This window comes from Mesorhizobium sp. LEGMi-168a (assembly GCF_058312955.1).
In genome coordinates this window covers 75,484-100,000 of the sequence record NZ_JBZEGV010000005.1, presented here as the reverse complement: position 1 = coordinate 100,000, position 24,517 = coordinate 75,484, and the positions used below count along the sequence as shown (strand labels likewise).

The 24,517-nt window shown below is 64.5% G+C and carries 22 protein-coding genes; 6 read left to right on the top strand and 16 right to left on the bottom strand.

The genetic code is table 11. The annotated features are described in order from the left end of the window. The first annotated feature begins 368 nt into the window (after nucleotides 1-368). The gene (locus AC4FWB_RS09230) at nucleotides 369-2,348 is read left to right on the top strand and encodes a M23 family metallopeptidase (RefSeq protein ID WP_491025892.1); all 1,980 of its coding nucleotides are present in this window, start codon (nucleotides 369-371) and stop codon (nucleotides 2,346-2,348) included. A gap of 25 nt (nucleotides 2,349-2,373) precedes the next feature. On the opposite strand, the gene AC4FWB_RS09225 is transcribed toward AC4FWB_RS09230, so the two are convergent. Continuing rightward, entirely contained in the window at nucleotides 2,374-3,900 is a 1,527-nt protein-coding gene (locus AC4FWB_RS09225; protein WP_491025695.1) for an MFS transporter, read from the bottom strand. A gap of 166 nt (nucleotides 3,901-4,066) precedes the next feature. Here AC4FWB_RS09225 and AC4FWB_RS09220 point away from each other — a divergent pair, with 166 nt between their 5' ends. Then, complete coding sequence (locus tag AC4FWB_RS09220; RefSeq protein WP_491025694.1) at nucleotides 4,067-4,699, top strand: TMEM175 family protein; 633 nt, start codon at nucleotides 4,067-4,069, stop codon at nucleotides 4,697-4,699. On the opposite strand, the gene AC4FWB_RS09215 is transcribed toward AC4FWB_RS09220, so the two are convergent. The 8 genes from AC4FWB_RS09215 to AC4FWB_RS09180 all read right to left on the bottom strand — a co-directional run bounded on the left by AC4FWB_RS09215 (nucleotide 4,673) and on the right by AC4FWB_RS09180 (nucleotide 16,553). After that, a complete protein-coding gene (locus tag AC4FWB_RS09215; RefSeq protein WP_491025692.1) occupies nucleotides 4,673-6,190 on the bottom strand; it encodes a L,D-transpeptidase family protein in 1,518 nt (505 codons plus the stop codon). The genes AC4FWB_RS09220 and AC4FWB_RS09215 overlap by 27 nt on opposite strands. 133 nt (nucleotides 6,191-6,323) lie before the next feature. Beyond that, the gene (locus AC4FWB_RS09210) at nucleotides 6,324-6,683 is read right to left on the bottom strand and encodes an MmcQ/YjbR family DNA-binding protein (protein ID WP_491025691.1); all 360 of its coding nucleotides are present in this window, start codon (nucleotides 6,681-6,683) and stop codon (nucleotides 6,324-6,326) included. Between the two features lie 122 nt (nucleotides 6,684-6,805). After that, a complete protein-coding gene (gene clpB, locus AC4FWB_RS09205) occupies nucleotides 6,806-9,412 on the bottom strand; it encodes an ATP-dependent chaperone ClpB (protein WP_491025689.1) in 2,607 nt (868 codons plus the stop codon). A gap of 233 nt (nucleotides 9,413-9,645) precedes the next feature. Then, complete coding sequence (locus AC4FWB_RS09200; protein ID WP_491025688.1) at nucleotides 9,646-10,686, bottom strand: DUF4167 domain-containing protein; 1,041 nt, start codon at nucleotides 10,684-10,686, stop codon at nucleotides 9,646-9,648. 309 nt (nucleotides 10,687-10,995) lie between these two features. Continuing rightward, nucleotides 10,996-11,865 carry a peptide chain release factor N(5)-glutamine methyltransferase gene (gene prmC, locus AC4FWB_RS09195; protein WP_491025687.1) on the bottom strand — a complete coding sequence of 290 codons (870 nt, stop codon included), beginning with the start codon at nucleotides 11,863-11,865 and terminating at the stop codon, nucleotides 10,996-10,998. Then, entirely contained in the window at nucleotides 11,858-12,937 is a 1,080-nt protein-coding gene (prfA, locus tag AC4FWB_RS09190; protein ID WP_491025686.1) for a peptide chain release factor 1, read from the bottom strand. The genes prmC and prfA overlap by 8 nt, the downstream gene beginning before the upstream one ends. An 8-nt stretch (nucleotides 12,938-12,945) precedes the next feature. Beyond that, entirely contained in the window at nucleotides 12,946-15,216 is a 2,271-nt protein-coding gene (gene ptsP, locus AC4FWB_RS09185) for a phosphoenolpyruvate--protein phosphotransferase (protein WP_491025685.1), read from the bottom strand. Between the two features lie 83 nt (nucleotides 15,217-15,299). Further along, nucleotides 15,300-16,553 (bottom strand): aspartate kinase, encoded by a 1,254-nt coding sequence (locus AC4FWB_RS09180; RefSeq protein WP_491025684.1) that lies wholly within the window; start codon nucleotides 16,551-16,553, stop codon nucleotides 15,300-15,302. A gap of 221 nt (nucleotides 16,554-16,774) precedes the next feature. Here AC4FWB_RS09180 and AC4FWB_RS09175 point away from each other — a divergent pair, with 221 nt between their 5' ends. Both AC4FWB_RS09175 and ubiG read left to right on the top strand, forming a co-directional pair. Next, a complete protein-coding gene (locus tag AC4FWB_RS09175) occupies nucleotides 16,775-17,071 on the top strand; it encodes an antibiotic biosynthesis monooxygenase family protein (RefSeq protein ID WP_491025682.1) in 297 nt (98 codons plus the stop codon). Nucleotides 17,072-17,180: 109 nt separating this feature from the next. Further along, nucleotides 17,181-17,930, top strand: a complete 750-nt coding sequence (ubiG, locus tag AC4FWB_RS09170; protein WP_059187918.1) for a bifunctional 2-polyprenyl-6-hydroxyphenol methylase/3-demethylubiquinol 3-O-methyltransferase UbiG — start codon at nucleotides 17,181-17,183, stop codon at nucleotides 17,928-17,930. 13 nt (nucleotides 17,931-17,943) lie between these two features. Here ubiG and AC4FWB_RS09165 read toward each other — a convergent pair whose 3' ends face one another. Both AC4FWB_RS09165 and AC4FWB_RS09160 read right to left on the bottom strand, forming a co-directional pair. Further along, entirely contained in the window at nucleotides 17,944-18,447 is a 504-nt protein-coding gene (locus tag AC4FWB_RS09165; protein ID WP_491025679.1) for a flavin reductase family protein, read from the bottom strand. 115 nt (nucleotides 18,448-18,562) lie between these two features. Beyond that, entirely contained in the window at nucleotides 18,563-19,687 is a 1,125-nt protein-coding gene (locus AC4FWB_RS09160; RefSeq protein WP_491025678.1) for an LLM class flavin-dependent oxidoreductase, read from the bottom strand. 111 nt (nucleotides 19,688-19,798) lie between these two features. On the opposite strand from AC4FWB_RS09160, the gene AC4FWB_RS09155 reads away from it, so the two are divergent. Continuing rightward, complete coding sequence (locus AC4FWB_RS09155; RefSeq protein ID WP_491025676.1) at nucleotides 19,799-20,392, top strand: winged helix DNA-binding protein; 594 nt, start codon at nucleotides 19,799-19,801, stop codon at nucleotides 20,390-20,392. A gap of 107 nt (nucleotides 20,393-20,499) precedes the next feature. Here the strand turns inward: AC4FWB_RS09155 and AC4FWB_RS09150 are convergent, their stop codons facing one another. Further along, nucleotides 20,500-21,414, bottom strand: coding sequence for a DMT family transporter (locus tag AC4FWB_RS09150; protein ID WP_491025675.1), 915 nt, complete (start codon nucleotides 21,412-21,414; stop codon nucleotides 20,500-20,502). A gap of 102 nt (nucleotides 21,415-21,516) precedes the next feature. Here AC4FWB_RS09150 and AC4FWB_RS09145 point away from each other — a divergent pair, with 102 nt between their 5' ends. Continuing rightward, a complete protein-coding gene (locus tag AC4FWB_RS09145; protein WP_491025891.1) occupies nucleotides 21,517-22,002 on the top strand; it encodes a MarR family winged helix-turn-helix transcriptional regulator in 486 nt (161 codons plus the stop codon). Between the two features lie 65 nt (nucleotides 22,003-22,067). Here AC4FWB_RS09145 and AC4FWB_RS09140 read toward each other — a convergent pair whose 3' ends face one another. The 4 genes from AC4FWB_RS09140 to AC4FWB_RS09125 all read right to left on the bottom strand — a co-directional run bounded on the left by AC4FWB_RS09140 (nucleotide 22,068) and on the right by AC4FWB_RS09125 (nucleotide 24,505). Further along, nucleotides 22,068-22,493, bottom strand: a complete 426-nt coding sequence (locus AC4FWB_RS09140; RefSeq protein ID WP_491025673.1) for a DUF1178 family protein — start codon at nucleotides 22,491-22,493, stop codon at nucleotides 22,068-22,070. After that, a complete protein-coding gene (locus tag AC4FWB_RS09135) occupies nucleotides 22,490-23,356 on the bottom strand; it encodes a carbon-nitrogen hydrolase family protein (protein WP_491025890.1) in 867 nt (288 codons plus the stop codon). Before AC4FWB_RS09135 ends, AC4FWB_RS09140 begins: the two co-directional genes overlap by 4 nt. A 2-nt stretch (nucleotides 23,357-23,358) precedes the next feature. Continuing rightward, complete coding sequence (grxC, locus tag AC4FWB_RS09130; protein ID WP_491025671.1) at nucleotides 23,359-23,628, bottom strand: glutaredoxin 3; 270 nt, start codon at nucleotides 23,626-23,628, stop codon at nucleotides 23,359-23,361. 76 nt (nucleotides 23,629-23,704) lie between these two features. Beyond that, entirely contained in the window at nucleotides 23,705-24,505 is an 801-nt protein-coding gene (locus AC4FWB_RS09125) for a ComF family protein (RefSeq protein ID WP_491025889.1), read from the bottom strand. Nucleotides 24,506-24,517 lie beyond the last annotated feature (12 nt).

Here is a 24,517-nt window from a genome sequence, read left to right as displayed (position 1 = left end):
CGTCAACACCGATTTCGAACTTTTTTGAATTTTTTGCGACAAATTTTTCGGCGGCTATTTTTTTCGCAGCCGACTGCCCTCGCGGCAGCCGCCCCAAGGCCGTCCACAGCGAGCCCTATTGCCGCCGCATTGAGGTTCAACACCGGGACATAGATAGAACACCGGGACATAGATAGAAGGAAGCGCGCGCATACGCGTGAAAGCCTCGACTACAGACGACCAGAGCACCGTTCGTAAGAGACGTGTGAGTGGGGATATCGGCCCCGGCTTGCCGCTTCGTTTGACTTCAACGGCCGCGACAGGCAAATGTCATGGCCACAACGAACAACGACAAGCCGTTTCGCCCGGGGAAGAAGCAGCCTTTCTGGATGCCAGACGCGGAAGATGTCATAGCCGAACTCGGCAACGAGCCGCCGCTGATCGCAGACGGCCGCAGCGGTCCGCCTGACCGCCGCGAAGTCTCGGCGCGTTGGCTTTCGGGCACCTTCCTGACCGGCGTGACCTCGAGCGTGCTGATGGGCGTGGCCTTGTTCGCGGCACTTGACGGACGCCAGCAGCTGGCGACGCCGCCGGAAATCGCCGAACTCATCAACCTCGCCAGCGGCGGCGACGATTCCGGCGAGCAGGCCAAGACCACCAGGCTGGTCGCGCCGCGCCAGATCGCCAGGGCCAAGGACCGCCGGCGCATGGAAGTGTCGATGGTCACCAAGGTCGGCGACCGCGACGTTATCCACACCATGCCGTTCGTGCAGATCAAGATGGCGCTCGCGGCCGGCCACACCACCAGCCGCCCCTACCCGCCATTCGACCCGATGCAGGTGTTTGGCGACGACGGCGACGACAATGCCCAGCCGGCTTCCGCCGCCGCGGTCGCCGGCCAGATCTACGGTGCCAAGGTCGAAAGCGAGATGAGCCTGAAGACCGTCGACTTCCCGATCGAGACGGCGTCCTTCGACGAAAAGAGCGACCTCTCCGCCGATGAGGTGGAAAAGGTGGTGCGCGAGGCCGGCAACGGCTTGAGTGACGGCGCCGTCCAGGTGGCGGCGCTTCATTATGTCGATCCGCAGCGATTCGGCGACGCCTTCGCCGAGAGCATGGCCGGCTCCTACGACGTCAAGATCACGCCGGAGAACGTCTCGGTGGCGCCACGCGCCACGCCGGACGACCAGGTGCCGGCCTTTGCCGAGGAAATCATCCCTTTCACCAGCGATACGGACATAGCCGAGGCTTTCGCCGATTCGGGCTATACCGGCGATGACGCCACTGGCATGTCGGAAGCGATCGGCAAATTGCTCAACGCGACGGCGCTGAAGGCCGGGACGGTGCTGCGGGTCGGCCTCGAGGTGCGCGGCGATATCGCCAAGGTGGTCCGCACCAGCGTTTACGACCGCACCACCCATATCGTCACCATCGCGCTCGACGATCGCGGACAGTTCGTGCCGGCGCAGGAGCCGGAGCCCAATCCCGAATTGCTGACGGCATTCGACGATTCGCAGCCGGTGGTGGTGCGCGGCAACCTGCCCAACGTCTATGACGGCATCTACCGTACCGCCTATTCCTACGGCATGTCGAAAGCGATGACCCAGAAGCTGATCAAGCTTCTTGCTTCCGACGTCGATTTCCAATCGCGGCTTTCGCCGTCCGACCGCCTCGAGGTCCTCTTCTCGCAGCCCGACGGCGACGACCAGACCTCAGACAATTCCGATCTCCTCTACGTCTCGGCCACCTTCGGCGGCCAGACGCGCAACTTCTATCGCTTCCAGTTGCAGGACGGCAGTACCGACTATTTCGACGAGAACGGCTCGAGCGCCAAGCAGTTCCTGCTGCGCAACCCGCTGCCCAACGGCCGCTTCACCTCCGGCTTCGGCGCGCGGCGGCACCCGATTCTCGGCTATGTCCGCATGCATACCGGCACCGACTGGGCCGCACCGATCGGGTCGCCGATCATCGCCGCCGGCAACGGCGTCGTCGAGAAGGCCGGCTGGGCCGGCGGCTACGGCAAGCAGATCATTATCCGCCACGCCAATGGCTACGAGACCTCCTACAATCACCAGAGCGCTTTCGCCAAAGGCATCGAGCCCGGCGTCCATGTCCGGCAGGGCCAGGTGATCGGCTATCTCGGCCAGACCGGCCTCTCAACCGGCCCGCATCTTCATTACGAGCTGATCGTCAACGGCACCAAGGTCGATTCGATGCGCGTGCGCCTGCCGGTCGGCAAGGTGCTGAAGGGCGACGACCTCGTCGCCTTCAAGAAAGAGCGCGAGCGTATCGATGACCTGCTCAAGCAGGAAGACGGAAATTCGCTGAAGGTCGCCAGCGCCAAGACCGATTCGCAGCTTCCCAATTAATTTTGTGAACCGCCTTTTGCTGCGGCTAGGGCAGCGCTTGGCCAGGCACGGTGAACCAGGCGACGATCGACGACAGCAGGCAAAGCAGCGTCGTGACGGCGGCAACCGCGGCGAAAGCCGAATCGCTTGCCGCGACCCTCAATTGATCGAGATTGGCCGCGAGCCCTGCCGTGGGCGGCTCGCCGAAACCGGGCATGCCGGCAGGACTGCCGGTCAATCGCGCATATACGAAAGCGGCGAGCGAGCCCATCGCCGCCACCGCGATCAGCCCGCCGATACGCGAGACGGCGTTGTTGATGCCCGACGCCGCGCCCGTGTCCTTGTCCTCGACGGAAGTCATGATCGCGGTCGACAAGGGCGACACCACGAGCGCCATGCCGAGCCCCATCAAGGCCATCAGCGGGAAGGTCCCGGTCCAGAAATTATGGATGCCGGCATGGGCGAGCAGGGCCATGCCGGCAAAGGCGATGGCGACCACAAAACTGCCGGCGGCGATCGGCAGGCGCGGGCCGATCTTGTCAGACCACTGGCCGACCGGCCCCGACAGCAGCGCGATCAATGCCGACAGCGGCAGGAAGATGAAGCCGACCTCGGCCGAGCTCAGTCCCCAGCCGGCGATCAGAACCATCGGCAGGTAGAAGAGGTTCGCCGACAGTGCGAAATAGAGGAAGAAGGTCGCGAGATTCGCGCCGGCGAAAGCGCCGATGCGAAACAGGCCGAGATCGATCATCGGCTCGCGCTGCCAGCGCTCGTAAAGGATGAAGACGAAAAGCAGCACCACGCCGGCGACGATCGCCGGCCCGGCCATCATGCCGCCGCCCTCGGCGTTCATCGCCGTCAGCCCGTAGGCCAGCGATCCGAAGGCGATCGTGGCGAGCCCGGCGCCTCTGAGATCGAGGCTGCGCTTTTCGGTCGGCTGGTCGGCCGGAATCTTGGCGAGCAGCAGATAGATCGAAACCAGGCCGAGCGGCAGGTTGACGGCGAAGATCGCGCGCCAAATGCCGTTGCCGAAGGTCGACAGAACGAAGCCGCCCAGAACCGGGCCGAGCGCTGTCGTCAGCGCCGAAGCGGCCGCCCAGATGCCGATCGCCCGGCCGCGTTCCTTCTTGGGATAGGCCTTGGCGATGATGGCGAGGCTGCCCGGCACCATGATGGCGGCGCCGATGCCCTGGATGGCGCGGAATGCGATCAGCACTGCCGGATTGGGCGCCAGCGCGCAGGCGAGCGACGCCGCGATGAAAAGCGCGATGCCGGCCACGAAGGCGCGCCGCAGCCCGAATCGGTCGCCGGCAGCGCCCCCTGCCAGTATCAGCGCCGAAAGCGTCAGCGCATAGGCGTTGGAAATCCACTGCGCTGCCGCCAGGCTGGCGCCGAGATCGACGCGCAGCGCCGGCATGGCGATCGCCAGAACCGAACCGTCGATGAAGCCGAGCGCCGAGGCCAGGATTGCTGCTACCAGCACGAACTTGCGCCGCCTCTGTGGGCAGAACGTACCGTTCGCGCGTTGCGCGGTCGAAATCGAATCGGCGGTGGCTTCGTTCGAGGACGTCATGAATATCTGCTTAGCTCTCCAGCACGTGCGCAACAACGAGCCAGAGGATTGCTGTTCTTGAAACCAGGTTGCACTGGCCGCATGGCCAGGGGGATGGCAATCATGATGCAAACGAAGCGTCGCATGCTAGGTTCCGGATCGATAGGACTTGCGCCAGGGGGAAGCCATGAAGCGGCCGCTCGAACCGTCAGCCGAAGGACGCGGACGTATCGTCGGCATAACCGACGGCGTCTTCGCCATCGCGCTGACCTTGATCGTGCTGGAGATCAGGGTGCCGGCGCATGAAGCGGTGCATTCGGAGAGCGAGCTGCTTGCAGCTATTCTGGCGCTCGCGCCGCGTTTCCTGACCTATGCGCTGAGCTTCCTGACGCTGACCATCTTCTGGTTCGGCCAGCAGGCGCAGCATGGCCTGATCGCGAAATCGGACCGGCGGCTTGCTACGCTCAATCTATGCTTTCTCGCCTTCATCGCGCTGTTGCCGTTCTCCACCGACCTGCTGGCCGATTTCCTCGAATTCCGGATCGCGGTGCTCGTCTACTGGCTGAACCTTCTGATGCTTGGCGCCACGCTGTTCGCCAGCTGGTGGTACGCCGACAGGAACGGAATGCTGGCAACGGACGTCGATGCGAAAACGAAGCGTGTCGTCTATCAGCGCATCGTCAAGGCGCAGATCCTGTGGGCGATCGGCGCAGCGCTCTGCCTCATCACCCCGCTGGCGAGCATCGCCTTCATACTGCTGGTGCAGTTGATCTATGCCGCCGCGCCGCGCGGCTCATTGCTGCGCAAAGTCATCGGCTGAAGATCCGCCGACAAACTCCACGGTGACGCCTGGCGACACGATCTTGGCGAGTTCGCGCGCGTCCCAGTTGGTCAGACGCACGCAGCCATGGCTTTCGGTCTTGCCGATCTTGGAAGGATCGGGGGTGCCGTGGATGCCGTAAGTCGGCTTGTCCAGCGCGATCCAGACCGAGCCCACCGGACCGTTCGGCCCGGGCGGGATGGTCAGGATCTTGTCGTTCTGGCCTTGCTTGAAATTGATGTTGGGATTGTAGGTGTAATTGGGGTCTAGCGCGATGCGCGACACGGTATGGATGCCGGTGGGCGACGGCGTGTCGGCCGAGCCGATGGTGGCCGGGTAGGCCGCGACCAGCTTGCCGCCCGCGTCATAGGCGAACACCTCTTTCTTGTCCTTGTCGGCGACGATGCGGGCAACCGGCGTCGACACCAGCCTGCCGAAATTGGCGACCTTGATAATCGTGCCGGGTCGATTGAAGTCGAGCCCCTTGTTGATCGACTTCAGATAATTCTCGTCCATATGGAAGCGCTCGGCGAGCGCCTCGGTGACCGAGGTGTAGCCCATGCGGTCGAGCTTGGCCTTCTGGCTGTAGTCTTCCGGGATCGAAGCGACATAGGGACCGGCCGCATCCTCGGGCGTGATCGTATAGGACGCGAAGGCGTCGCCACCCGACTGGGCAAGCGCCGCCTTGATGCCGACCGCGTCGGTCGATTTCAAATTGCTGCCGGTGATCTGGTTGTAAGCGGCCAAGGCCTTGTCGACATTCGAGCCGAAGCGGCCGTCGATGACGCCCGGCGAAGCGCCGCCGCGGTCGAGCAGCACCTGAAGCTCGGCCACGTCCTGGCGCACACCGAGCGACAGCGACGGATCGACGGTGGCCTTGCCGCCGGTGTCCGGCGGCAGCGCGGCCTGCGTGTCCGGATTGGTTTGCAGCACTTCGCCCTGGCCAGGCTGCTCCGGATCGATCGATGCCTCGTCCAGCGGCTGGCGCTTGATGGTGTTCGATTTTGGCGCCTCCGGATAGGTGGTGGCATAACCCTCGTCATTCGGCGCCGGCGGATAGGCATCGACGGAATTGTCGTTATAGGGGTCGTTCTCGTCGACCGGCGGCGGAATGACCCTGCCGTTTTCTTCCAGCTGCTTGCGGCGGAAGCGGGCCATGTCGTCGGGATTGTCGAGATAGTAGCGGTCGTCATCCTCGACAGGCGCGCGCCCGAGCTCCTGCATCCGCAGCTGGCGGCGAAGCGCCCGGCGGTCGAGCCTGGTCTGCGGCGGCTGAATGGCGATGACCTTGCCGGTATCGGCATCGACGAGCACCCGGTTGCCCCTGGCATCGTAGTAGATGTCGATATTGCCGTCCTGGGCGAGCACGAGCGCGCCGTATTGGGCGGCCCGAACCGCCTTCTGCGCGCCATCCGGGCTCGGTGCCGCAAGCGCGCCGAAAGACACCAGCCCGGCCGCGAGTGCCGAAACGGAAAAGACGGTGCGCAGCATTGTGGTCAAGCTCTCCGGCCCTTCGCGGGCGACCCCTTCGCCAGCAAATCAGTCATCCAATTAAGATTTCCAATATGAACCGGGCATGAAGATGGCGGATTTCCGGCGTTTCATCATCATCCCAAACCAAATGTCAGCGCAGCCCCAGTTCGCTACGCGCCTGTTTCGTCAGCTTCAGCATAACCAGGCGGTGGCTTTCGCGCAGATAGTCCTTCAGCGCCGTATCATCCATGCTCTGGCTTGTCTGGCGCTGGATCCATTTCATGCCACGCGAGGCAAGGTAGGGCGCGGGCCGGCAGCCCGGCTGTTCCTTCAGCACGTCAAAGGCCATGTCGGAGCATTTGAAGGTGACGAAGACTTGGCTCTCCCGATCATGCCCGCCGATCGCGAACACCTTGCCGCCGACCTTCCAGACATGGGAGCCGCCCCATTGCACGACATGCGTCGCGGCGGGCAGCGAGGCGCAGAAGCCGTTATAGTCCTCGAGCTTCACGAATCGCCCCTTTCCGATAACCGAGAATCGGTATCGGTTTTGCGATATGGCCCTATCGGAAAGCAAGAGCGCGCCGCACCGATCCGGCGCGACGCGCTCCCGTTCATACCTTAACCAGCCGATCAGGCGGCGGCTTCGGCCGCCACCACGGTTGGCTTCGAGCGGAAGTTCAGGCGATCGGAGCCGGCGGTGACCTTGACGGTCGAGCCGTCGAGGATTTCGCCGAGCAGGATTTTTTCCGCCAGCGGATCCTGCAGTTCCTTCTGCATCACCCGCTTCAGCGGCCGGGCGCCATAGGCAGGGTCGTAGCCCTTCGACGCCAGCCACTCGATCGCGTCGTGATCGAGCGACAGCTCGATCTTGCGGTCGACAAGCAGGTTCTCCAGCCGCTTGAGCTGGATCTCGACGATGCGGTCCATGTCCTGACGGCGCAGCCGGTGGAACAGGATCACCTCGTCGACGCGGTTGAGGAACTCCGGACGGAACGAGGCCCTCACCACGCTCATCACCTCGTCGCGCACGGCATCGACATCCTGATCGTCGCGAAGATTGACCAGATATTCGGCACCGAGGTTTGAGGTCATGATGATCAGCGTGTTGCGGAAGTCGACCGTGCGGCCCTGGCCGTCGGTCAGGCGGCCGTCGTCGAGCACCTGCAGCAGCACGTTGAATACGTCCGGATGCGCCTTCTCGATCTCGTCGAACAGCACGACCTGATAAGGCCGGCGCCGCACCGCTTCGGTGAGCGCGCCGCCCTCCTCGTAGCCGACATAGCCGGGAGGCGCGCCGATCAGCCGGGCGACCGAGTGCTTCTCCATGAACTCCGACATGTCGATGCGCACCAGGGCGTTCTCGTCGTCGAACAGGAAGGCGGCGAGCGCCTTGGTGAGCTCCGTCTTGCCGACGCCGGTCGGGCCCAGGAACATGAAAGAGCCGATCGGCCGGTTCGGATCCTGCAGGCCCGCGCGGGCGCGCCGCACGGCTTTCGACACCGCCTGCACCGCCTCGCCCTGGCCGACGACGCGCTTGCCGATCTCGTCTTCCATGCGAAGCAGCTTCTCGCGCTGTCCCTCAAGCATCTTGTCGACCGGAATGCCGGTCCAGCGCGACACGACATGGGCGACGTGATCGGGCGTGACCACCTCTTCCACCATGCCGGCCTTGCCGTCCTGTGCCTCGGCTTCCTTGAGCTTCTTCTCCAACTCCGGGATCTTGCCATAGGCAAGCTCGCCGGCGCGCTGGAACTCGCCCTTGCGCTGGGCAATCGCCAGTTCGTTGCGCATCTCGTCGAGCTGCTTCTTCAGGTCGGCGGCAAGCCCGAGCTTCTGCTTTTCGGCCTGCCACTTCGCGGTCAGCTCGGTCGACTGCTCCTCGAGGTCGGTGAGTTCCTTCTCCAGCTTCGCCAGCCGATCCTTCGAGGCGTCGTCCTTCTCGACCTTCAGCGCCTCGCGCTCGATCTTGAGCTGCATGATGCGGCGGTCGATCTCGTCCAGCGCCTCGGGCTTGGAATCGACCTGCATCCTCAGCCGCGACGCAGCCTCATCGACCAGGTCAATCGCCTTGTCCGGCAGGAAGCGGTCGGCGATGTAGCGGTTGGAAAGCGTCGCGGCCGACACCAGCGCCGAGTCGGAGATGCGCACCTTGTGATGCTGCTCGTACTTCTCCTTCAGGCCGCGCAGGATCGAGACGGTATCCTCGACCGTCGGCTCGTCGACGAAGACGGGCTGGAAGCGGCGGGCAAGTGCGGCGTCCTTCTCGACATGCTTACGGTACTCGTCGAGCGTGGTCGCGCCGACGCAGTGCAGCTCGCCGCGCGCCAGCGCCGGCTTCAAAAGGTTCGATGCATCCATCGCGCCGTCGGCCTTGCCGGCGCCGACCAGCGTGTGCATCTCGTCGATGAACAGGATGATGTTGCCGTTGGCGGAGGTGACCTCGTTGAGCACGGCTTTCAGCCGCTCCTCGAACTCGCCGCGATATTTGGCGCCGGCAATCAGCGCGCCCATGTCGAGCGCCATCAACTGCTTGTCCTTCAAGGATTCCGGCACGTCGCCATTGACGATGCGCAGCGCCAGGCCTTCGGCGATCGCCGTCTTGCCGACACCCGGCTCGCCGATCAGCACGGGATTGTTCTTGGTGCGCCGCGACAGCACCTGGATGGTGCGGCGGATCTCGTCGTCGCGGCCGATGACCGGATCGAGCTTGCCCGAGCGGGCGTCCGCGGTCAGGTCGCGGGCGTATTTCTTCAGCGCGTCGTAGCCCTGCTCGGCATTGGCCGAATCGGCGGTGCGGCCCTTACGCACGTCGTTGATGACCTGGTTCAGCGCCTGCGCGGTCACGCCGGCCTTGGCCAGGATGTCGGCGGTCTTGGCCGACTTCTCCATGGCGAGCGCCTGCAGCAGCCGCTCGACGGTGACAAAACTGTCGCCGGCCTTCTTGGCCAGTTCCTCGGCAGTCGAAAACACCTTGGCGAGCGGCTGGGCGAGGTAGAGCTGGCCGTTGCCGCCTTCCACCTTGGGCATGGCCTCCAGCGCCGCCTCGACGCCGAGCTTCACGTCGCGAACACGGCCGCCGGCGCGCTCGATCAAGGACGCGGCAAGGCCCTCGTCATCATCGACGAGCACCTTGAGCATATGTTCGGGAGTGAATTGCTGGTGGTTGCGCGAGAGCGCAATAGTCTGCGCGGACTGGATGAAACCGCGCACGCGCTCCGAGTATTTCTCAAGATTCATATCTGTCTCCTTCCATCACCGGCCCGCTTTGCGGCACCGGATCAGATTGCGGTAACGGACCCGCCCATTCGAGCCGAGTCCTGTTCGGGCGAGATATGGTGCGGGAATGACAGGCCCTCAAGACGTCTGGAACTCGACCACCGCATATTATTCCATGGGCGCACAACAAAAACGGCGGAGATTTCTCTCCGCCGTTCGAATGCCTGAAAATAGACCCGGATCAGTTGCCGGGATCAGTTATTTGCGTCGGCGACCGCCGGTTCGTTTGCGCCGCCTGTCGGCTCACTGGCGACACTCTCGCCCGACGCCGCACTTGTCGTTTCGGCGGCAGAGACGACAGCGTCCTTGCTGTTGTCTACGGCATTGCCTTCATCGGCAGGGCTGTCCGTCCGGTCGGCATTGCCTTGTTCGGCATTGCCCTGCTCGGCGCTATGGCCCTGCTCGGCACTGCCGCGTCCGCGACGCGGACGCCTCTGCCGGCGCCCGCCGCCAGTGTCGGAGGCGGCTTCGTTGCGCTCTGCCTGGGCGGCAAGCGCTGCCGGCGAGAAACTGTCGAACAGCGGAGCCGGCTCAGCCGCGGCGCCAGCTTCGGTGGAAGCCTCCGGCTGCGCCTGCGCCTCGCTGCGGCGGTTCTGGTCGAACTGCTGGCCGCCATGTTCGCCGCGCTGGCCACCATCACGCTGGCCCTCGCCGCGCTGGCCCCCATCGCGCTGACCATTGTCGCCACGCTGGCCATTTTGGCCGTACTGGCCATAGCCGCCGTTGCGGCGGTCGCGGTGCCTGTCGCGGCCGTTGTTGTCGCGCCGGTTGTTGTCGCGGCCGCTTTCTTGGTTGAAGCCGAGCTCGGCCGGCGTGCCTTCGATCACCGGCTGCGGCCCGGAGCCGTTCGCCGCCTGCGCCTCGCCGGCATTGGCATTGCCGGCAGTGTCGAACTCGTCGCGATCCTCGTCGACGTCATCATCGAAATCGTCGCGGTTCTGCTGGGCGTTCTGGATCGGCATCTGCGCCTGGGCGGCGGCAATGATGCGATTGTAGTGTTCGGCGTGCTGGAGGTAGTTCTCCGCCATAACCCGGTCGCCGGAGCTTTGCGCGTCACGGGCGAGTGCGGCGTATTTTTCGGCGATCTGCTGAGCCGATCCGCGGATCTTCACGTCCGGACCGTTGCTCTCGTAGTTGCGCGTCAGGGGATTTGGCCCCTTGCGGTTGTTGTTGTTGCCACCGCCGCCATTGTTGTTGCGACCGCGCATGCGCCTGTTCTGCTGTTGTGGCCTCATTCGACTCTCTTCATGTGAAATTTCAAAACTGTTCGCGAACGGTGGCGCTCATGCAGCCAACCGTTTCGTTTTTTCACCGGCGTTCGCCCGCATCGATTGCGTTGGCGCCACGTGCCATCCTGTTCCGGTTACATCACTTGCCGGACGATTCCCGCACGAAGCATGGGCGTCGTTTGCGCAAGGAGGCAGCTATTTCCAAGGAAAACCGAATCGCTAAGAGCACTGCCTGCTTCGTCTCATCCGGTCAAGCCGGAACCTAGCTGCATTCCCTAATGTTGCCAAGCGTTTTTTCGCACTGCATCAGGGGCTTCAACGCTCGAACACCAGAACCCTGTCGTTTCCGCCGAGATCGCGTCGCGCTTCCGCCAGCCTGTAGCCGGCTGCCGCGAAGATCGCGGTGACCTCGTCTTTTTGCGTGTAGCCGATCTCGACCGCTACCTTGCCCTGTGCTTCCAGAAACCCTTCCGCCTCTCCGGCGATGATCCTGTAGGGGATCAGACCGTCCACACCGCCATCAAGGGCCCGGCGTGGATCGAAATCGCGGACCTCGTCCTGCAGATTTCCAATGTCTCGACTGGGTATATAGGGTGGGTTCGCGGCAATTACATGGTACCGGCCCGAAACTTTTTCGAACCAGTTGGAATACAAGGCGTTGAAGCGCCCCCCGAGCCCCAGATCCTCGGCGTTTCGCGTGGCGGTCGCCAGCGCGCCGGGGGAGATATCGACGCCGGTGGCGGTCGCGGCGGGAACGACGCTGAGCAGCGCCAGCGCGATGGCGCCGGTTCCGGTGCCGAGATCGAGGATACGGCATTCGCCAAGGCGTTCCGCCGTTGCCTTGGCGAAGGGCAGAACCGCGTCGACCAGCGTCTCGGTGTCCGGACGCGGCTCCAGCGTGTCCGGCGACAGCGACAGCCGCAGCCCGTAGAATTCGCGATAGCCGAGGATGCGGTGCACCGGCTCGCCTGCGACGCGACGTCTCAGGGCCGCCTCGATGGCCGCAAGCGCCGTAGAATCCACCGTTCGGCCCGGCTCCGCGATGGCCTGAGCGCGTGTGGTTTCGGAAAAATGCTCGACGATCAGCTTGGAATCGATCGCCGGATCGGCAATGCCGGCCGCAGCGAGCCGCGCCCTCGCCGCGCGCAGCAGCGGGCCGAGCGTCGCAGGCAGCACATCAGCCATCAATGCCCATGTCGGCAAGCAGCTTCGACTGATGGTCGGCGATCAGCGCGTCGACCACCTCGTCCAGCTCGCCCATCATCACCCGCTCGAGCTTGTAGAGGGTGAGGTTGATGCGGTGATCGGTGACGCGGCCTTGCGGGAAATTATAGGTGCGGATGCGTTCCGACCGGTCGCCCGAGCCGACCTGCGACTTTCGCGACTCCGAGCGCTCTTCGTCCGCGCGGCTGCGTTCAAGGTCGTAAAGCCGTGCCCGCAGGATCTGCATGGCGCGCGCCCGGTTCTGGTGCTGCGACTTCTCCGCCTGCACCACCATGATGCCGGTCGGCAGATGGGTGATGCGCACCGCCGAATCGGTGGTGTTGACGTGCTGGCCGCCGGAACCCGAGGCGCGCATCGTATCGATGCGGATATCCTCGGGCCGAATATCGATATCGACCTCCTCGGCCTCGGGCAGCACGGCGACGGTGGCCGCCGAGGTGTGGATGCGCCCGCCGGCCTCCGTTTCCGGCACGCGCTGCACGCGGTGCACGCCGGATTCGAACTTCAGATGCGCGAAAACGCCCTTGCCCGACACCGAGGCGATGATTTCCTTGTAGCCGCCGACCTCACCTTCGCTGGCCGACACGACCTCGAAACGCCAGCCGCGCGAAGCGGAATAGCGCTCATACATGCGAAACAGATCGCCGGCGAACAAGGCCGCCTCGTCGCCGCCGGTGCCGGCGCGGATTTCGAGGATGGCGTTCCTATCGTCGGCGGCATCCTTGGGCAGAAGCAGGATCTGGATGTCCTTCTGCAGCGCCTCGATGCGCTCCTCGACCTCCGGCAGGTCGGCCTCGGCCAGCGCCCGCATGTCTGCGTCGGTGGCCTTGTCGGCGAGCATTGCTTCGAGATTGGCCTGTTCCTGCTCGGCGGCGCGCAGCGCCCGGATCTTGCCCACCATCTCCTGGATATCGGCATATTCCGAAGCCATCTTGACATAGGCGTCGGCCGACGGCCCGGCTGACATCTGCGCTTCGAGCATATCGAAACGCTTGACGACTTGATCCATACGGTCGCGGGGCAGGTTGATCATGGCGGATGCTATAGCGGAATGGAGCGGTCGTCGGCAAAGGCCTGCAGCAGAGCCCGCATCGGCGTCCCTTGGGCCGGCGCCATCAGATTGTCCTTGAAGAAGGCTTCCAGCTCCCGCAGCGGCAGTTCGGTCAGCATCGCCTTGACCGGGCCGATGGAGGCCGGCGACATCGAGATCGAGCGGAAGCCGAGGCCGATCAGCGCCATGGCCGAGATCGGCTTGCCGGCCAGCTCGCCGCACAGCGTCACCGGCGTGTGGTTGCGCGCGCCGGCGTCGGCGATCTGCTTCAGAACGCGCAGGAACGGCGCCGACAGAGTGTCGAAACGGTCGGCGAGCTGCGTGTTGCCCCGGTCGACCGCCATGACGAACTGGAAGAGGTCGTTGGACCCGACCGAGACGAAGTCGACCGCTTTCATCAGCTCGTCGAGCTGGAACAGCAGCGACGGTACCTCCAGCATCGCCCCGAGCTTGAGGCTGGTCGGCAGATGATGCGCGAAGCGCGACAGATGCCGCACTTCGCGGTCGATGATCTCGCGCGCCTGGGCGATTTCCGATAGCTCGGTCACCATCGGCAGCATCAGCTTCAGCTCACGCCCGCCGCAGGCCTTGAGCAGCGCGCGGATCTGGGTCCTGAGCAGGCCGGGACGGTCGAGCGTGAGGCGGATCGCCCGCCAGCCGAGCGCCGGGTTCTCTTCCTGCAGCGCGCCCTTGAAATAGGGCAGCACCTTGTCGCCGCCGATATCGATGGTGCGGAAGGTGACAGGCTTGCCGCGCGCGGCGTCGAGCACGTCACGATAGAGCCGCTCCTGCGCCTCGGCGCGCGGGAAGGTGGAGGCGACCATGAACTGCAATTCGGTGCGGAACAGGCCGATGCCGGCTGCCCCCGATTCCGAAAGCTGCGGCAGGTCGACCGCCAAGCCCGCATTCATCAACAAATCGACCGGGACGCCGTCCTTGGTCACCGACGGCTTCTTGCGGAGTTCCCGGTAGACCTCCTGCCGCCGCGCCCGGAAGCGGACCTTTTCGGCATAGGCGGCCTCGAGATCGGACTGCGGCCTGAGGTGGATGGTGCCTTCCTCGCCGTCGACGATGATGGCGTCGCCGTTTTCAGCCATGGAGACGGCGCCCTTGACCTGGCCTGCGACCGGGATGCCCATGGCGCGCGCGACGATGACGACATGGCTGGTCGCGGCGCCATCCTCCAGCACCAGGCCGCGCAGCTTGTCGCGCGGATAGTCGAGCAGTTCGGCGGCACCCATCGAGCGGGCGACGATGATGGCGTCCTTGGGCAGCGAGGCCGCGACATCCTCCGGCCCGCGCCCCATCAGCTGGCGCAAGAGCCGGTTGGCGAGATCGTCGAAATCGCTCATCCGCTCGCGCAGATAAGGGTCGGTCATGTGCAGCATGCGCGCGCGCATGTCGCTCTGCACCTTTTCCACCGCCGCTTCCGCCGTCAGGCCGTTGCGGATCGCTTCTTCCAGCCGCCGCACCCAGCCGCGGTCGTTGGCGAACATCCGGTAGGCCTCGAGCACCTCGCGATGCTCGCCCTCGAAAGCGACGTCGCGGCGCTCCAGCATGTCGTCGATGGAAAGCCTCAGCGAACCGAGCGAGCGGTCGAGGCGGCGGACCTCCTCCTCGCTGTCCTCATTGAACAGGTTGGTGACGACGATGCGCGGCTCGTGCAGCACGACATGGCCGAGCCCGACGCCTTCGTTGAAGGAAAGCCCGGTGAAGCTTGCCGGACGGGTGAGGTCGAGCTCGAGCCCCGGCCGGGTGAGGCGGGCGAGATCGCCGGTGGCGATCATCTCGGCGATCACCATCGCCGTCGTCTCCAGCGCCTCGATCTCGTCTTCGCGGTACTGCCGCATCGTCTTGTTCTGCACGACCAGGACGCCGAGCGTGCGCCCCGCCCTCAGAACCGGAACGCCGAGGAAGGAATGGTAGATCTCCTCGCCCGTCTCCGGCAGGTAGGCGAAGGCCGGATGCTCTTGCGCGTTGGAGAGGTTGAGCGGCCGCGCGCTGGCAGCGATGGTGCCGACAAGACCTTGGCCGAGCCGCAGCTGCGCGAGGTGGACGGCCTTGGGGTTCAGACCCTCGGTTGCATAGAGCTCGAGCACCGAATCGGCGCGCAGCACATAGAGCGAGCACACCTCGGCGACCATGTTGGAGGCGATGTCGCGCACGATGCGGTCGAGCCGCTCCTGCGGCTCCAGCGGCTCCTGCATGAGCTCGCGGAGCCGTTTCAGCAAAACGCGCGGGCCACCGGCCATGTCACGCATCGCGGCTTCTTCTCCAATGGGCACTGTGCCCGCCGCAGTTTCTCCCGCGGCCGGCGCTCACGCAACAACTGACTCAGTTCTTGCTATTGCTTATCGAGCCCGTAGACGGAATGCAAAGTACGAACTGCAAGTTCCGTATAGGGACCGTCGATCAGTATCGAGATTTTGATCTCGGAGGTGGTGATCGCCCGGATATTGATCGCCTTGTCGGCCAGCGCCTTGAAGGCGGTGGCGGCGACGCCGGCATGGCTGCGCATGCCGATGCCGATGACCGAGACCTTCGACATGCCGGCTTCCGACTGCACCACGTCGTAGCCGACATCGGCCTTCAGCCGCTCGAGCACGGCCAGCGCCTTGTCGACATCGCCGGACGGCACGGTAAAGGTCATGTCGGTGAACTTACCGTCCTCGGAGATGTTCTGGACGATCATGTCGACATTGATGTTGGCCTCGGCCAGCGGGCCGAAGATGCCGGCGGCAACGCCCGGGCGGTCGCCGACGCGGCGCAGCGAAATCTGCGCTTCGTCCTTGGCATAGGCAATTCCGGTGACGACCTGCTGTTCCACGATCTCTTCCTCGTCGCAAATAAGCGTTCCGGGCGGATTGAGCAAATCCCCCATTCCGGGCGCGTCGGGATCGTCGAAGGACGACCGCACAAAGGTACGCACCCTGTGCACCATGGCAAGCTCGACCGACCGCACCTGCAGCACCTTGGCGCCGAGCGAGGCCATTTCGAGCATTTCCTCGAACGAAATCTTGGCCAGCCGGCGGGCTTTCGGCTCGATGCGCGGGTCGGTTGTATAGACCCCGTCGACATCGGTATAGATGTCGCAGCGATCGGCCTTGACCGCCGCCGCGATGGCCACAGCGCTGGTGTCGGAGCCGCCGCGGCCGAGCGTGGCGATGCGGTTGTCCGGCCCGATGCCCTGGAAGCCGGCGATGACCGCCACCTGGCCCTCGCCGAAGCGCTTGATCAGGAACGCGCCGTCGATATCGAGGATGCGCGCCGCGCCATGGGCGTTGTCGGTCTTGATCGGGATCTGCCAGCCCTGCCAGGAGCGGGCGTGCACGCCCATATTCTGCAGCGTGATCGCCAGCAGGCCGGCGGTGATCTGCTCGCCGGAGGCGACGACGGCGTCGTATTCGCGCGCATCGTGCATCGGCGAGGCCTCGCGCGTCCAGGCGACCAGCTCGTTGGTCTTGCCGGCCATGGCCGAAACCACCACGGCAACGTCGTGGCCGGCATCGACCTCGCGTTTGACATGGCGCGCCACATTGCGGATGCGGGCGATGTCGGCGACCGAAGTTCCGCCGAATTTCATCACGATGCGCGCCATGGGAGCGAGATGCCTTTGATTGAGCCGGCTTGAGGCCGGAACGGAAAGAAGCGCCCGGCAAGGCCGAGCCGCGGAAATGCGCGGCCTCCTTAGCCAAAACATCAAGGCTTCGCAAGCGATGGCAGGATAACAGGGATTCCGCTGCTGGTTTGAGGTCTCTTGACAGATTCCCGCGGCCCTCATGCGATAAGGTCGAGGAAACGCACCGCATGGAGGAATTCATGACCGAGACGCTGGAAATCGTCAGCTTCCGCCTCAAGCCGGAGGCCGCGGCCGGCTTTGTCGCCAACAACGGCGTCGTCACCGACTGGCTTACGCGCCAGCCCGGCTTTCTCAGCCGCCATCTCGGCGAGCGAGAGGATGGAAGCTGGATCGATGTCGTGCGCTGGGAGAGCCTCGAACAGGCGCAGACAGCGGCGCAGCGCATCATGGCCGAGATCGGCGACTGCGAGGCGATGCAAGCGATCGAGCCGGCCAGCGTCGCCATGAGCCATGCCGCGGTCGCGCTGTCGCGTTAACCAGATTTGCCTCTCAAAGCGCAACCCACTCGTGGCAGCAGCCGAAAAAACCTGCCTTGACATTCCCTCCCCCACGCCCGACTTCCTAGCGTTCGAGGAGACCCGCTATATGCCAGAGCCCCGCCGATCGACCATCGATGCCGGAGAAGTCGAGCGCTTTTCCGCCCTTGCCGCCGAGTGGTGGAATCCGAACGGCAAGTTCCGGCCGCTGCACAAGTTCAACCCGGTGCGGCTGGCCTATATCCGCGACCAGGTTGCCGCGCGCTTCGGCCGCGACCCGCGGGCGGCCAGGCCCTTCGAGGGCCTGCGCTTCCTCGACATCGGCTGCGGCGGCGGGCTTTTGTGCGAGCCGATGGCCCGGCTTGGCGCCGAGGTGGTCGGCGCCGATGCGTCGGCCACCAACATCGAGGTCGCCAAGTTGCACGCGGCGGAGGCGGGCGTCAGCATCGACTATCGCGCCACCACGGCCGAGGCGCTGGCCGATGCCGGCGAGACATTCGACGTCATCCTCAACATGGAAGTGGTCGAGCATGTCGCAGATGTCGATCTGTTCGTCGCCAAATGCGGTGAGATGGTCCGCCCCGGCGGCATCATGTTCGTCGCCACCATCAACCGCACGCTGAAGGCGCTCGGCCTTGCTATCATCGGCGCCGAGTACGTGCTGCGCTGGCTGCCGCGCGGAACGCATCAGTTCGGCAAGCTGGTGCGGCCCGAAGAACTGGCAAAGGCACTTGTCGCGGCGGGCCTCACCGTCATCGACCGCACCGGCGTCATCTATCATCCGCTGGCCGACCGCTGGCAGAAGTCCAAGGACATGGACGTCAACTACATGGTGCTGGCCGAAAAGGCTTCGGTCTGATCTCGATAGACCCTCAGGCGTCGAGCGGCCGGTAGCCACCCCGCCAGTAGATAAGCGCCTGGCCGGCGTCCTGGGTCTTCACCGCTTCGACCGACCCGATGACGATCGAGTGCGTGCCGCGGTCGATCATCTCGTCCAGGCTGCAATCGAAGGCGGCCACGGCGTCTGAAAGCAGTGCCGCTCCGGTTTTGAGCGTGGTCCATTCGGCGCCGTCGTAGCGGTCCTTGCCCTTGATGCCGCCGAAGCCGGAGAAGCGCTCGGCCACACGCTGGTGCTGAGGGCCGAGCGAATTGACGCCGAAATGCCGGTAGCGCTCGATGATCGGCCAGGTCGACGAGGAGCGGTTGACGCAGGCGATCACCTTCGGCGGCTCCGCCGACAGCGACACCACCGAAATGACGGCGAGACCGGAACGATCGTCGCCGACGCCGGCGGTGATCACGCTGACATTGCCGACGATAAGCCGCATGGCGGCGCGGAAGTCGGCGACGCTGACCGGGCCTTCTGTCGTGGACATTGCCTTCTCCCTTTTCGCCGGTACGGCTCATCGTTTGAACGAACGCGGAACCACTCTATCCCTTTGTGTTTACGCAATTCCGAACGAAAACCGTTCGCATTTTCCTGGAATTGCTCTATGCCGCCGACTGCATCGCGGCTGGCGCGACGCGGATGCCTCGCTGTTCGAGAATAGGCAGCACGGTATCGCGGAAATAGGGGAACTCCTCGACATAATCGACGAACGAGAGCGTCGAGCCTCGGAAGCCGGCCTCGTGCAGAGCGGTGATGCCATCGGCAACCTGCTCCGGCGTGCCGGTGAGCGGAAAGCCGCCATGGCCGGCCGCCATGCGGTCGCGAATGAGCGCGAGCAGGTCGTGCGGAAACGACTGCGCATGGGCGAATTGCAGCCGCACCAGATTGTCGACGGCCGCCCAATCGGCATTGGCGCGACCGAAATGCTCAAGATAATCCTTTGCTTCCTTTTCCGTCGGCCGGCAGACGACATGGGCGAAGGTCAGCACATCGACATTCCTGCCGGCCGCGATGGCCTGTTCTTTCAGCGCCGCGATCTCGTCCCTGGAGCGCGCAAGGTCGATCGCCGGCGTGAACAGGAAATCGGCGTTGCGGACGGCGAATTTGCGCCCCTCCTCCGAACCGGCCGCGTTGAGGATCGGCAGCGGCGCCGACGGGCGGGGGTCGCCCAGGACATCCTTCAGCTTGAACCAGGTGCCGTCCCAGTCGAAGGCCTCCCTGCGGCTCCACAGCGCCTTGACGATGTCGAACCACTCCTGCGCATAGCTATAGCGGGTGATGTGGTCGTCGGGCAGCGTCAGGCCGAGCGCCTCATATTCCGGCTTGTTCCAGCCGGCGACGATGTTGAGGCCGATGCGGCCGCCGCTGATCTGGTCGATGGTGGCCAGTTGCTTGGCGACGACGACCGGGTGGTTTGCCGCCGTATGGGTGGTGGCAAAGACGGTGATGTTGCGGGTGAGCGCCAAGAGCCCGGCGGCCCAGGTGATGGTCTCCAGCACGTTGCCGTGAAAATTGGTCTCGCCGCCATAGCCGATCCAGCGCGCGATCGGCAGCATGAAGTCGATGCCGGCTTCATCGAGCAGATGCGCAAGGCGCAGATTGTTGTCCCAGGAATTGGCCCAACGCTCGGGAAGCTTGGTGACGGTCATGCCGCCGGAACAGTTGGACGCGAAGGTGCCGAGAAAGAAGGGCTGCGCATCGGGCGCGGTCTTGTCGAGCATGCTCATGGTGATGTTCTCTCCTCCGTTTTTCATTATAATTTTTGATAGAAAGTCTATCATAAATTCGTGTGGACGCAATCGCCCGGATCGGCGCATGCTCAAGCGAGGGAGGGGCAGATGAACGAGCGGCGCAAATCACTGGAAACGCAGGAAGAACTGCTCGATCGCGGCTGGCATCTCGCGCGCACGCCGCTGGAGATCGACGTCACCGAGGTCGAGTACGCGCTGATGCGCTCCTACGAGGCGTTCGGTCACTGGCAGGCCGAATGCCTTGCCACGGTGATCGAGTTTTCCGCCAGCGGACCGGAGAACGCGCTGCTCCACATCATCAGAATGAACGACCGGCCGAAGAGCGTCCGCGACCTCGCCCAGATGACCAACCGCGACGACATCCCGAATATCCAGTACAGCCTGCGCAAGCTCTTGAAGGGCGGACTGATCACGCGTACCGGCAGCGGCAGATCCGGCGTCACCTATGAAGTGACGCCGCTCGGCCACCGGGTGACCGAGCGCTATGCCGATATCCGCTCGGTCCTGCTCATCGAGGCGGTGAAGCGCATTCCTGAGATGGCCGACAAGCTCGAGGATGTCGCGCGCACGCTGGAGCTGATGACCGGCATTTATGAACAGGCCGCGCGCGCCGCCGCCACCCATCGCCGCCGCCACCCGCGGCCGGAACCCGGCGGCGAAGACAAAGATGGCCGAGACTAGAGCAATTCCAGGAAAAGTGTGAAACAGTTTTCCGTTCGGAATTGCGTAAAAACAAAGAGATAGAGCGGTTCGCCCTTTCCGTGAAACGGTGAACCGCTCTAGGAACGCTAAGCCGCCTGGCTTTGCAGCCTCGCGCTTGGTTGGCTCTGCGCCTTGGTCGTGATGAACACGCCGGCGGTGATGATGGCGGCGCCCAGCCAGGTCAGCAGCTGATAGTGCTCGCCGAGGAAGATCGTGCCGGCAAAGAGCCCGACCGCCGCCGCCACATAGCCGATCTGGCTGAGATAGACCGGGCCGCCGACCGCTTGCAGGCGGAAGAAGAAGGCAAACATCGCCGATGCCGACGCGACTTGGCCGGCGACCACCAGCGGCACGCCGCCGAGCGGAACAAACGCTTGCCAGCCGAACAGCGTCAGGATGCCGAGCAGAAGCAAGGTCGCCGACGCCAGATGGCTGCCGACGGCGAGCTCGATCGGGCCTGTATCCTTGGGCCAGTCGACGGTGCGGTAGATGTTGCCGGCGGCGAGGCTGACCGGGATCAGCAACCCGATCGCCACCCAGAAATAATCGGCCGGCTGGCCGGCCTCGCCGCGCGTGAGCGCGACCATCACGGCGCCGACAAAGCCGACGGCAATGCCGGCAACGCCGAGCAGATTGGGCCGCCGCACGCCGAGCAGGATCGAGAACACCAGCGTGATCACCGGCGACAGGGTGAACATGATGCCCGTGTATCCCGCGCCGAGATGCGGAATGGCCGAGAACATCAAGAGATTGGGAAAAGCGTAGGATACGGCCGCGGTGACGAAGAAATAGCGCAGCTTGCGCGCCGTCAGCCGGATGCGCTCGCCAAGCAGCAGCAGCGCGATCAGCAGCACGCCGCCGGCGCCGAACGAGACGACGAAGGCCCAGACCATGCCGGGCACGCCGGCGGCAGTCGCAAGCTTGCCGAAGGGGAGCGTCATGCCGAGCAAGCCGCCGGTGACGATCAGAAGGCCCGCTGCCGACTCCCAGAGAAGTTTCATCTGCTTGGTCCTGTCGCTGCGAGGTCGCGCTTGGCGGCCATTCGAACTTAGGATAAGATAGTGTAAAGATTCTTAATGTCAAGATACTTTGCGGTGAAGCACATGGATCGTGCGGCGAGAGCAATCGAACAGTGGCGAAAGGAGCGGCCAGATCTCGACGTCTCGCCGATGGGCGTGATCGGGCGGTTGAGTGAAGCCTCCTCGCTGATCGCACGCGATCGCCTGGCGCCGGTCTTCGCCCGCTTCGGCCTGCAGCACGGCGAATTCGACGTGCTGGCGACGCTGCGCCGCTCAGGCGCGCCTTACGCACTGACGCCGACCGAGCTCTATGAGGCGACGATGGTCACGTCGGGCGCCATGACCGCCCGGCTCGACCGGCTGGAGAAGGCCGGCCTGATCCAGCGCGCGCCGCATCCCAGCGACCGGCGTGGCGTGGTCGTGCAACTAGCGGAAAAAGGCCGCCAACTCATCGACGAGGCGCTCACCGCCCACGTCGCCAACGAGCATGATATCCTTGGCGGCTTGACGAGCCAGGACCGGGAAACACTGGCAAAATTGCTGGAAAAGTTGATCGGAAGCCTGAGCTAAAGCAATTCCAGGAAAAGTTTGCAGCGGTTTTTCGTCCGGAATTGCTTAAAAACAAAGGCCGGGATTCAGTTCCGGTCCTCCGGAAAGCCCGGGATCGGCATGAATTCGACGCCGTCCTCGGCGAGGCTCTCGGCCTCCTCCGGCGTCGCCTCGCCATAGATGCCGCGCGGGTCGGTCTCGCCGAAATGGATCTTGCGCGCTTCCTCGGCGAACTTGTCGCCGACATAGTCGGCGTTCTCGCGCACCTTCTCGGCCAACGCTTTGAGCTGCGCCAGCGCCTGCTTTTGCGCCTCGCCCATGGCGAGCGCCATCTTCTCCTGCTTGCGCGCGGTGGAGACGGCCGGCGCCATCAGCGCCTTCTCGACCTTGTGCGAGCCGCAGGTAGGGCATTCGACAAAGCCGCGCCTCTTCTGCGTGTCGAAATCGTCATTGCTGCGAAACCAGGCTTCGAACTCGTGCTCGTGTTCGCAGATCAGGGAAAAACGGATCAAGAGGCTGCACCCCTGAGACGCGGCGCCTCGCCCCCGCCGGCATTGACGGCGAAATCCCGCGCGTTTTTGAGGTTGGGGATCTTGCGGCGCGCCGCGAGCGATTGAGCCGGATCGATCTCGGCGACGATCACGCCTGGCTCGTCATGCGCGGCCTCGGCAATGATGCGCCCCCATGGGTCGGCGATCAGCGAATGGCCATAGGTCTCGCGCCCATCCTCATGCAGCCCGCCTTGCGCTGCGGCGATGACATAGGCGCCGTTCTCGATCGCGCGCGCCCGCAGCAGCACGTGCCAGTGGGCCTCGCCGGTCTGGCGGGTGAAAGCGGCAGGCACCGAAAGCACCTCTGCCCCCGCCAGCGCTTCGGCGCGGAACAGTTGTGGGAAGCGCAGGTCGTAGCAGACGGCCAAGCCCAGCCTCGCGCCATTGATATCGGTCACGACCGCTTCCGTTCCCGGCTCATAGGAGGCGGATTCGCGCCAGCTTTCGCCATTGTCGAGGTCGACATCGAACATGTGGATCTTGTCGTAATTGGCGATCGTGGCGCCGTCGGGCGCAAACAGGAACGCGCGATTGGCGAGCTTGCCGTCGGCGCGCAGGATGGCCGTCGAGCCGACATGCAGGACGATGCCGAGTTCCTCCGCCAGTCTGCGCGCCGTGGCGACAACGACGTCCTTATCCTCGGTGGTGAAGGCGGCGGCGCCTGCCTGCTTGTCGCGGACGAGCGCGCCGGTCATTTCCGGTGTCTGCACATAGGTCGCGCCCTGATGTGCTGCCTCACGGACCAGCCGTTCCATGTCGGCCGCGTTGCGCTCCGGGCTGGTGCCTGAACGCATCTGCACCGCCGCCGCCTTGAAAACGCCCATGATCAAGCCCTCGCTCCGTTGGCAAGCAGTGTATCCAGCCGGCCCTGCGACTCCAGTTCATGGAGGTCGTCACAGCCGCCGACATGCGTATCGCCGATGAATATCTGGGGAAAGGTGGTGCGCCCGTGTGCCCGGGAAATCATTTCCCGGCGCAATTCCGGCGAGAACGACGCGTCGTGCTCGGTATAGGTCACACCCTTGCGCTCGAGCAGCCGCTTGGCGGCCGTGCAATAGCCGCACATCATCCGGGTGTAGATCGTCACATCGACCATCGATCAGCAATCCTGCCTGTGCACGTCGCCCAATGGTTGTGCGAAAGCGACCTGCACCAAAAAACAACATCAAACCCTATATAGTCGCGGACTCATCGGCCCGAAAGTCCCCCGGCAGGACACGGGCGAAGGTCAGCACGTCGACCGCTCCGGCGCCGCCCTTCTTCAGCGCCTTGGCCACCGCGCGCACGGTGGCGCCGGTGGTGAAGACATCGTCGATGACGAGCACCCTGCGGCCGGAGATTTCGATCTCGGCTTCAGGCGGCACACGGAAGGCGGCGCGCACGTTCTCCTCGCGCTCGTGCCGCTCCAGTCCGACTTGCTGGCGGGTGAGCTTCACGCGTCTCACCGCTGTCGGCGAAAAAGGCAGGTCGCTGAGCTTCGATACCGCCCGCGCCAGCTCCGCGGACTGGTTGAATTGCCGCCGCAAGAACCGCCGCCAATGCAGCGGCACCGGCACCACCACGTCGGCTTCGGCGATCAATTCGGCGCCGGCGCGCATCATCCAGCGCGCCATCCATGGCGCGAGATCCGTACGATCCTGGTATTTCAGCCCTTGCACCATCTGGCGCGCGACGCCTGTATAGACGACCGCAGCCCGCGCCCGCTCGAAAGGCGGCGGATCGGCGATCGCCTCGGCGGAGAGAAAACCCTCGCCCATGTCATGGGTGAAAGGGGTGCCCATCACCGGACACCAGGGCTTCTCCAGCAGCCGAAGCTTCGGCCAGCAGGCGCCGCACAGCACGCCGGGTTGCGAGACGTGGCGGCGGCAGCCGGCGCAGACCGGCGGAAACAGCATACGCGCCGGCCAGCCCAAGGCCTGCCGCGCCATATCCTTGATCGCAATGGTCTTGATCTTGTGCACCGGATCGGCCACGTGAAGGAAACC

Bases quoted from the DNA above. Each gene is read 5' to 3' on its own strand.
- AC4FWB_RS09230 (WP_491025892.1), top strand. From the start codon at position 369: ATGCCAGACGCGGAAGATGTCATAGCCGAACTCGGCAACGAGCCGCCG.
- AC4FWB_RS09225 (WP_491025695.1), bottom strand. From the start codon at position 3,900: ATGACGTCCTCGAACGAAGCCACCGCCGATTCGATTTCGACCGCGCAA.
- AC4FWB_RS09220 (WP_491025694.1), top strand. From the start codon at position 4,067: ATGAAGCGGCCGCTCGAACCGTCAGCCGAAGGACGCGGACGTATCGTC.
- AC4FWB_RS09215 (WP_491025692.1), bottom strand. From the start codon at position 6,190: ATGCTGCGCACCGTCTTTTCCGTTTCGGCACTCGCGGCCGGGCTGGTG.
- clpB (WP_491025689.1), bottom strand. From the start codon at position 9,412: ATGAATCTTGAGAAATACTCGGAGCGCGTGCGCGGTTTCATCCAGTCC.
- AC4FWB_RS09200 (WP_491025688.1), bottom strand. From the start codon at position 10,686: ATGAGGCCACAACAGCAGAACAGGCGCATGCGCGGTCGCAACAACAAT.
- prmC (WP_491025687.1), bottom strand. From the start codon at position 11,865: ATGGCTGATGTGCTGCCTGCGACGCTCGGCCCGCTGCTGCGCGCGGCG.
- prfA (WP_491025686.1), bottom strand. From the start codon at position 12,937: ATGATCAACCTGCCCCGCGACCGTATGGATCAAGTCGTCAAGCGTTTC.
- ptsP (WP_491025685.1), bottom strand. From the start codon at position 15,216: ATGCGTGACATGGCCGGTGGCCCGCGCGTTTTGCTGAAACGGCTCCGC.
- AC4FWB_RS09180 (WP_491025684.1), bottom strand. From the start codon at position 16,553: ATGGCGCGCATCGTGATGAAATTCGGCGGAACTTCGGTCGCCGACATC.
- AC4FWB_RS09175 (WP_491025682.1), top strand. From the start codon at position 16,775: ATGACCGAGACGCTGGAAATCGTCAGCTTCCGCCTCAAGCCGGAGGCC.
- ubiG (WP_059187918.1), top strand. From the start codon at position 17,181: ATGCCAGAGCCCCGCCGATCGACCATCGATGCCGGAGAAGTCGAGCGC.
- AC4FWB_RS09165 (WP_491025679.1), bottom strand. From the start codon at position 18,447: ATGTCCACGACAGAAGGCCCGGTCAGCGTCGCCGACTTCCGCGCCGCC.
- AC4FWB_RS09160 (WP_491025678.1), bottom strand. From the start codon at position 19,687: ATGAGCATGCTCGACAAGACCGCGCCCGATGCGCAGCCCTTCTTTCTC.
- AC4FWB_RS09155 (WP_491025676.1), top strand. From the start codon at position 19,799: ATGAACGAGCGGCGCAAATCACTGGAAACGCAGGAAGAACTGCTCGAT.
- AC4FWB_RS09150 (WP_491025675.1), bottom strand. From the start codon at position 21,414: ATGAAACTTCTCTGGGAGTCGGCAGCGGGCCTTCTGATCGTCACCGGC.
- AC4FWB_RS09145 (WP_491025891.1), top strand. From the start codon at position 21,517: ATGGATCGTGCGGCGAGAGCAATCGAACAGTGGCGAAAGGAGCGGCCA.
- AC4FWB_RS09135 (WP_491025890.1), bottom strand. From the start codon at position 23,356: ATGGGCGTTTTCAAGGCGGCGGCGGTGCAGATGCGTTCAGGCACCAGC.
- grxC (WP_491025671.1), bottom strand. From the start codon at position 23,628: ATGGTCGATGTGACGATCTACACCCGGATGATGTGCGGCTATTGCACG.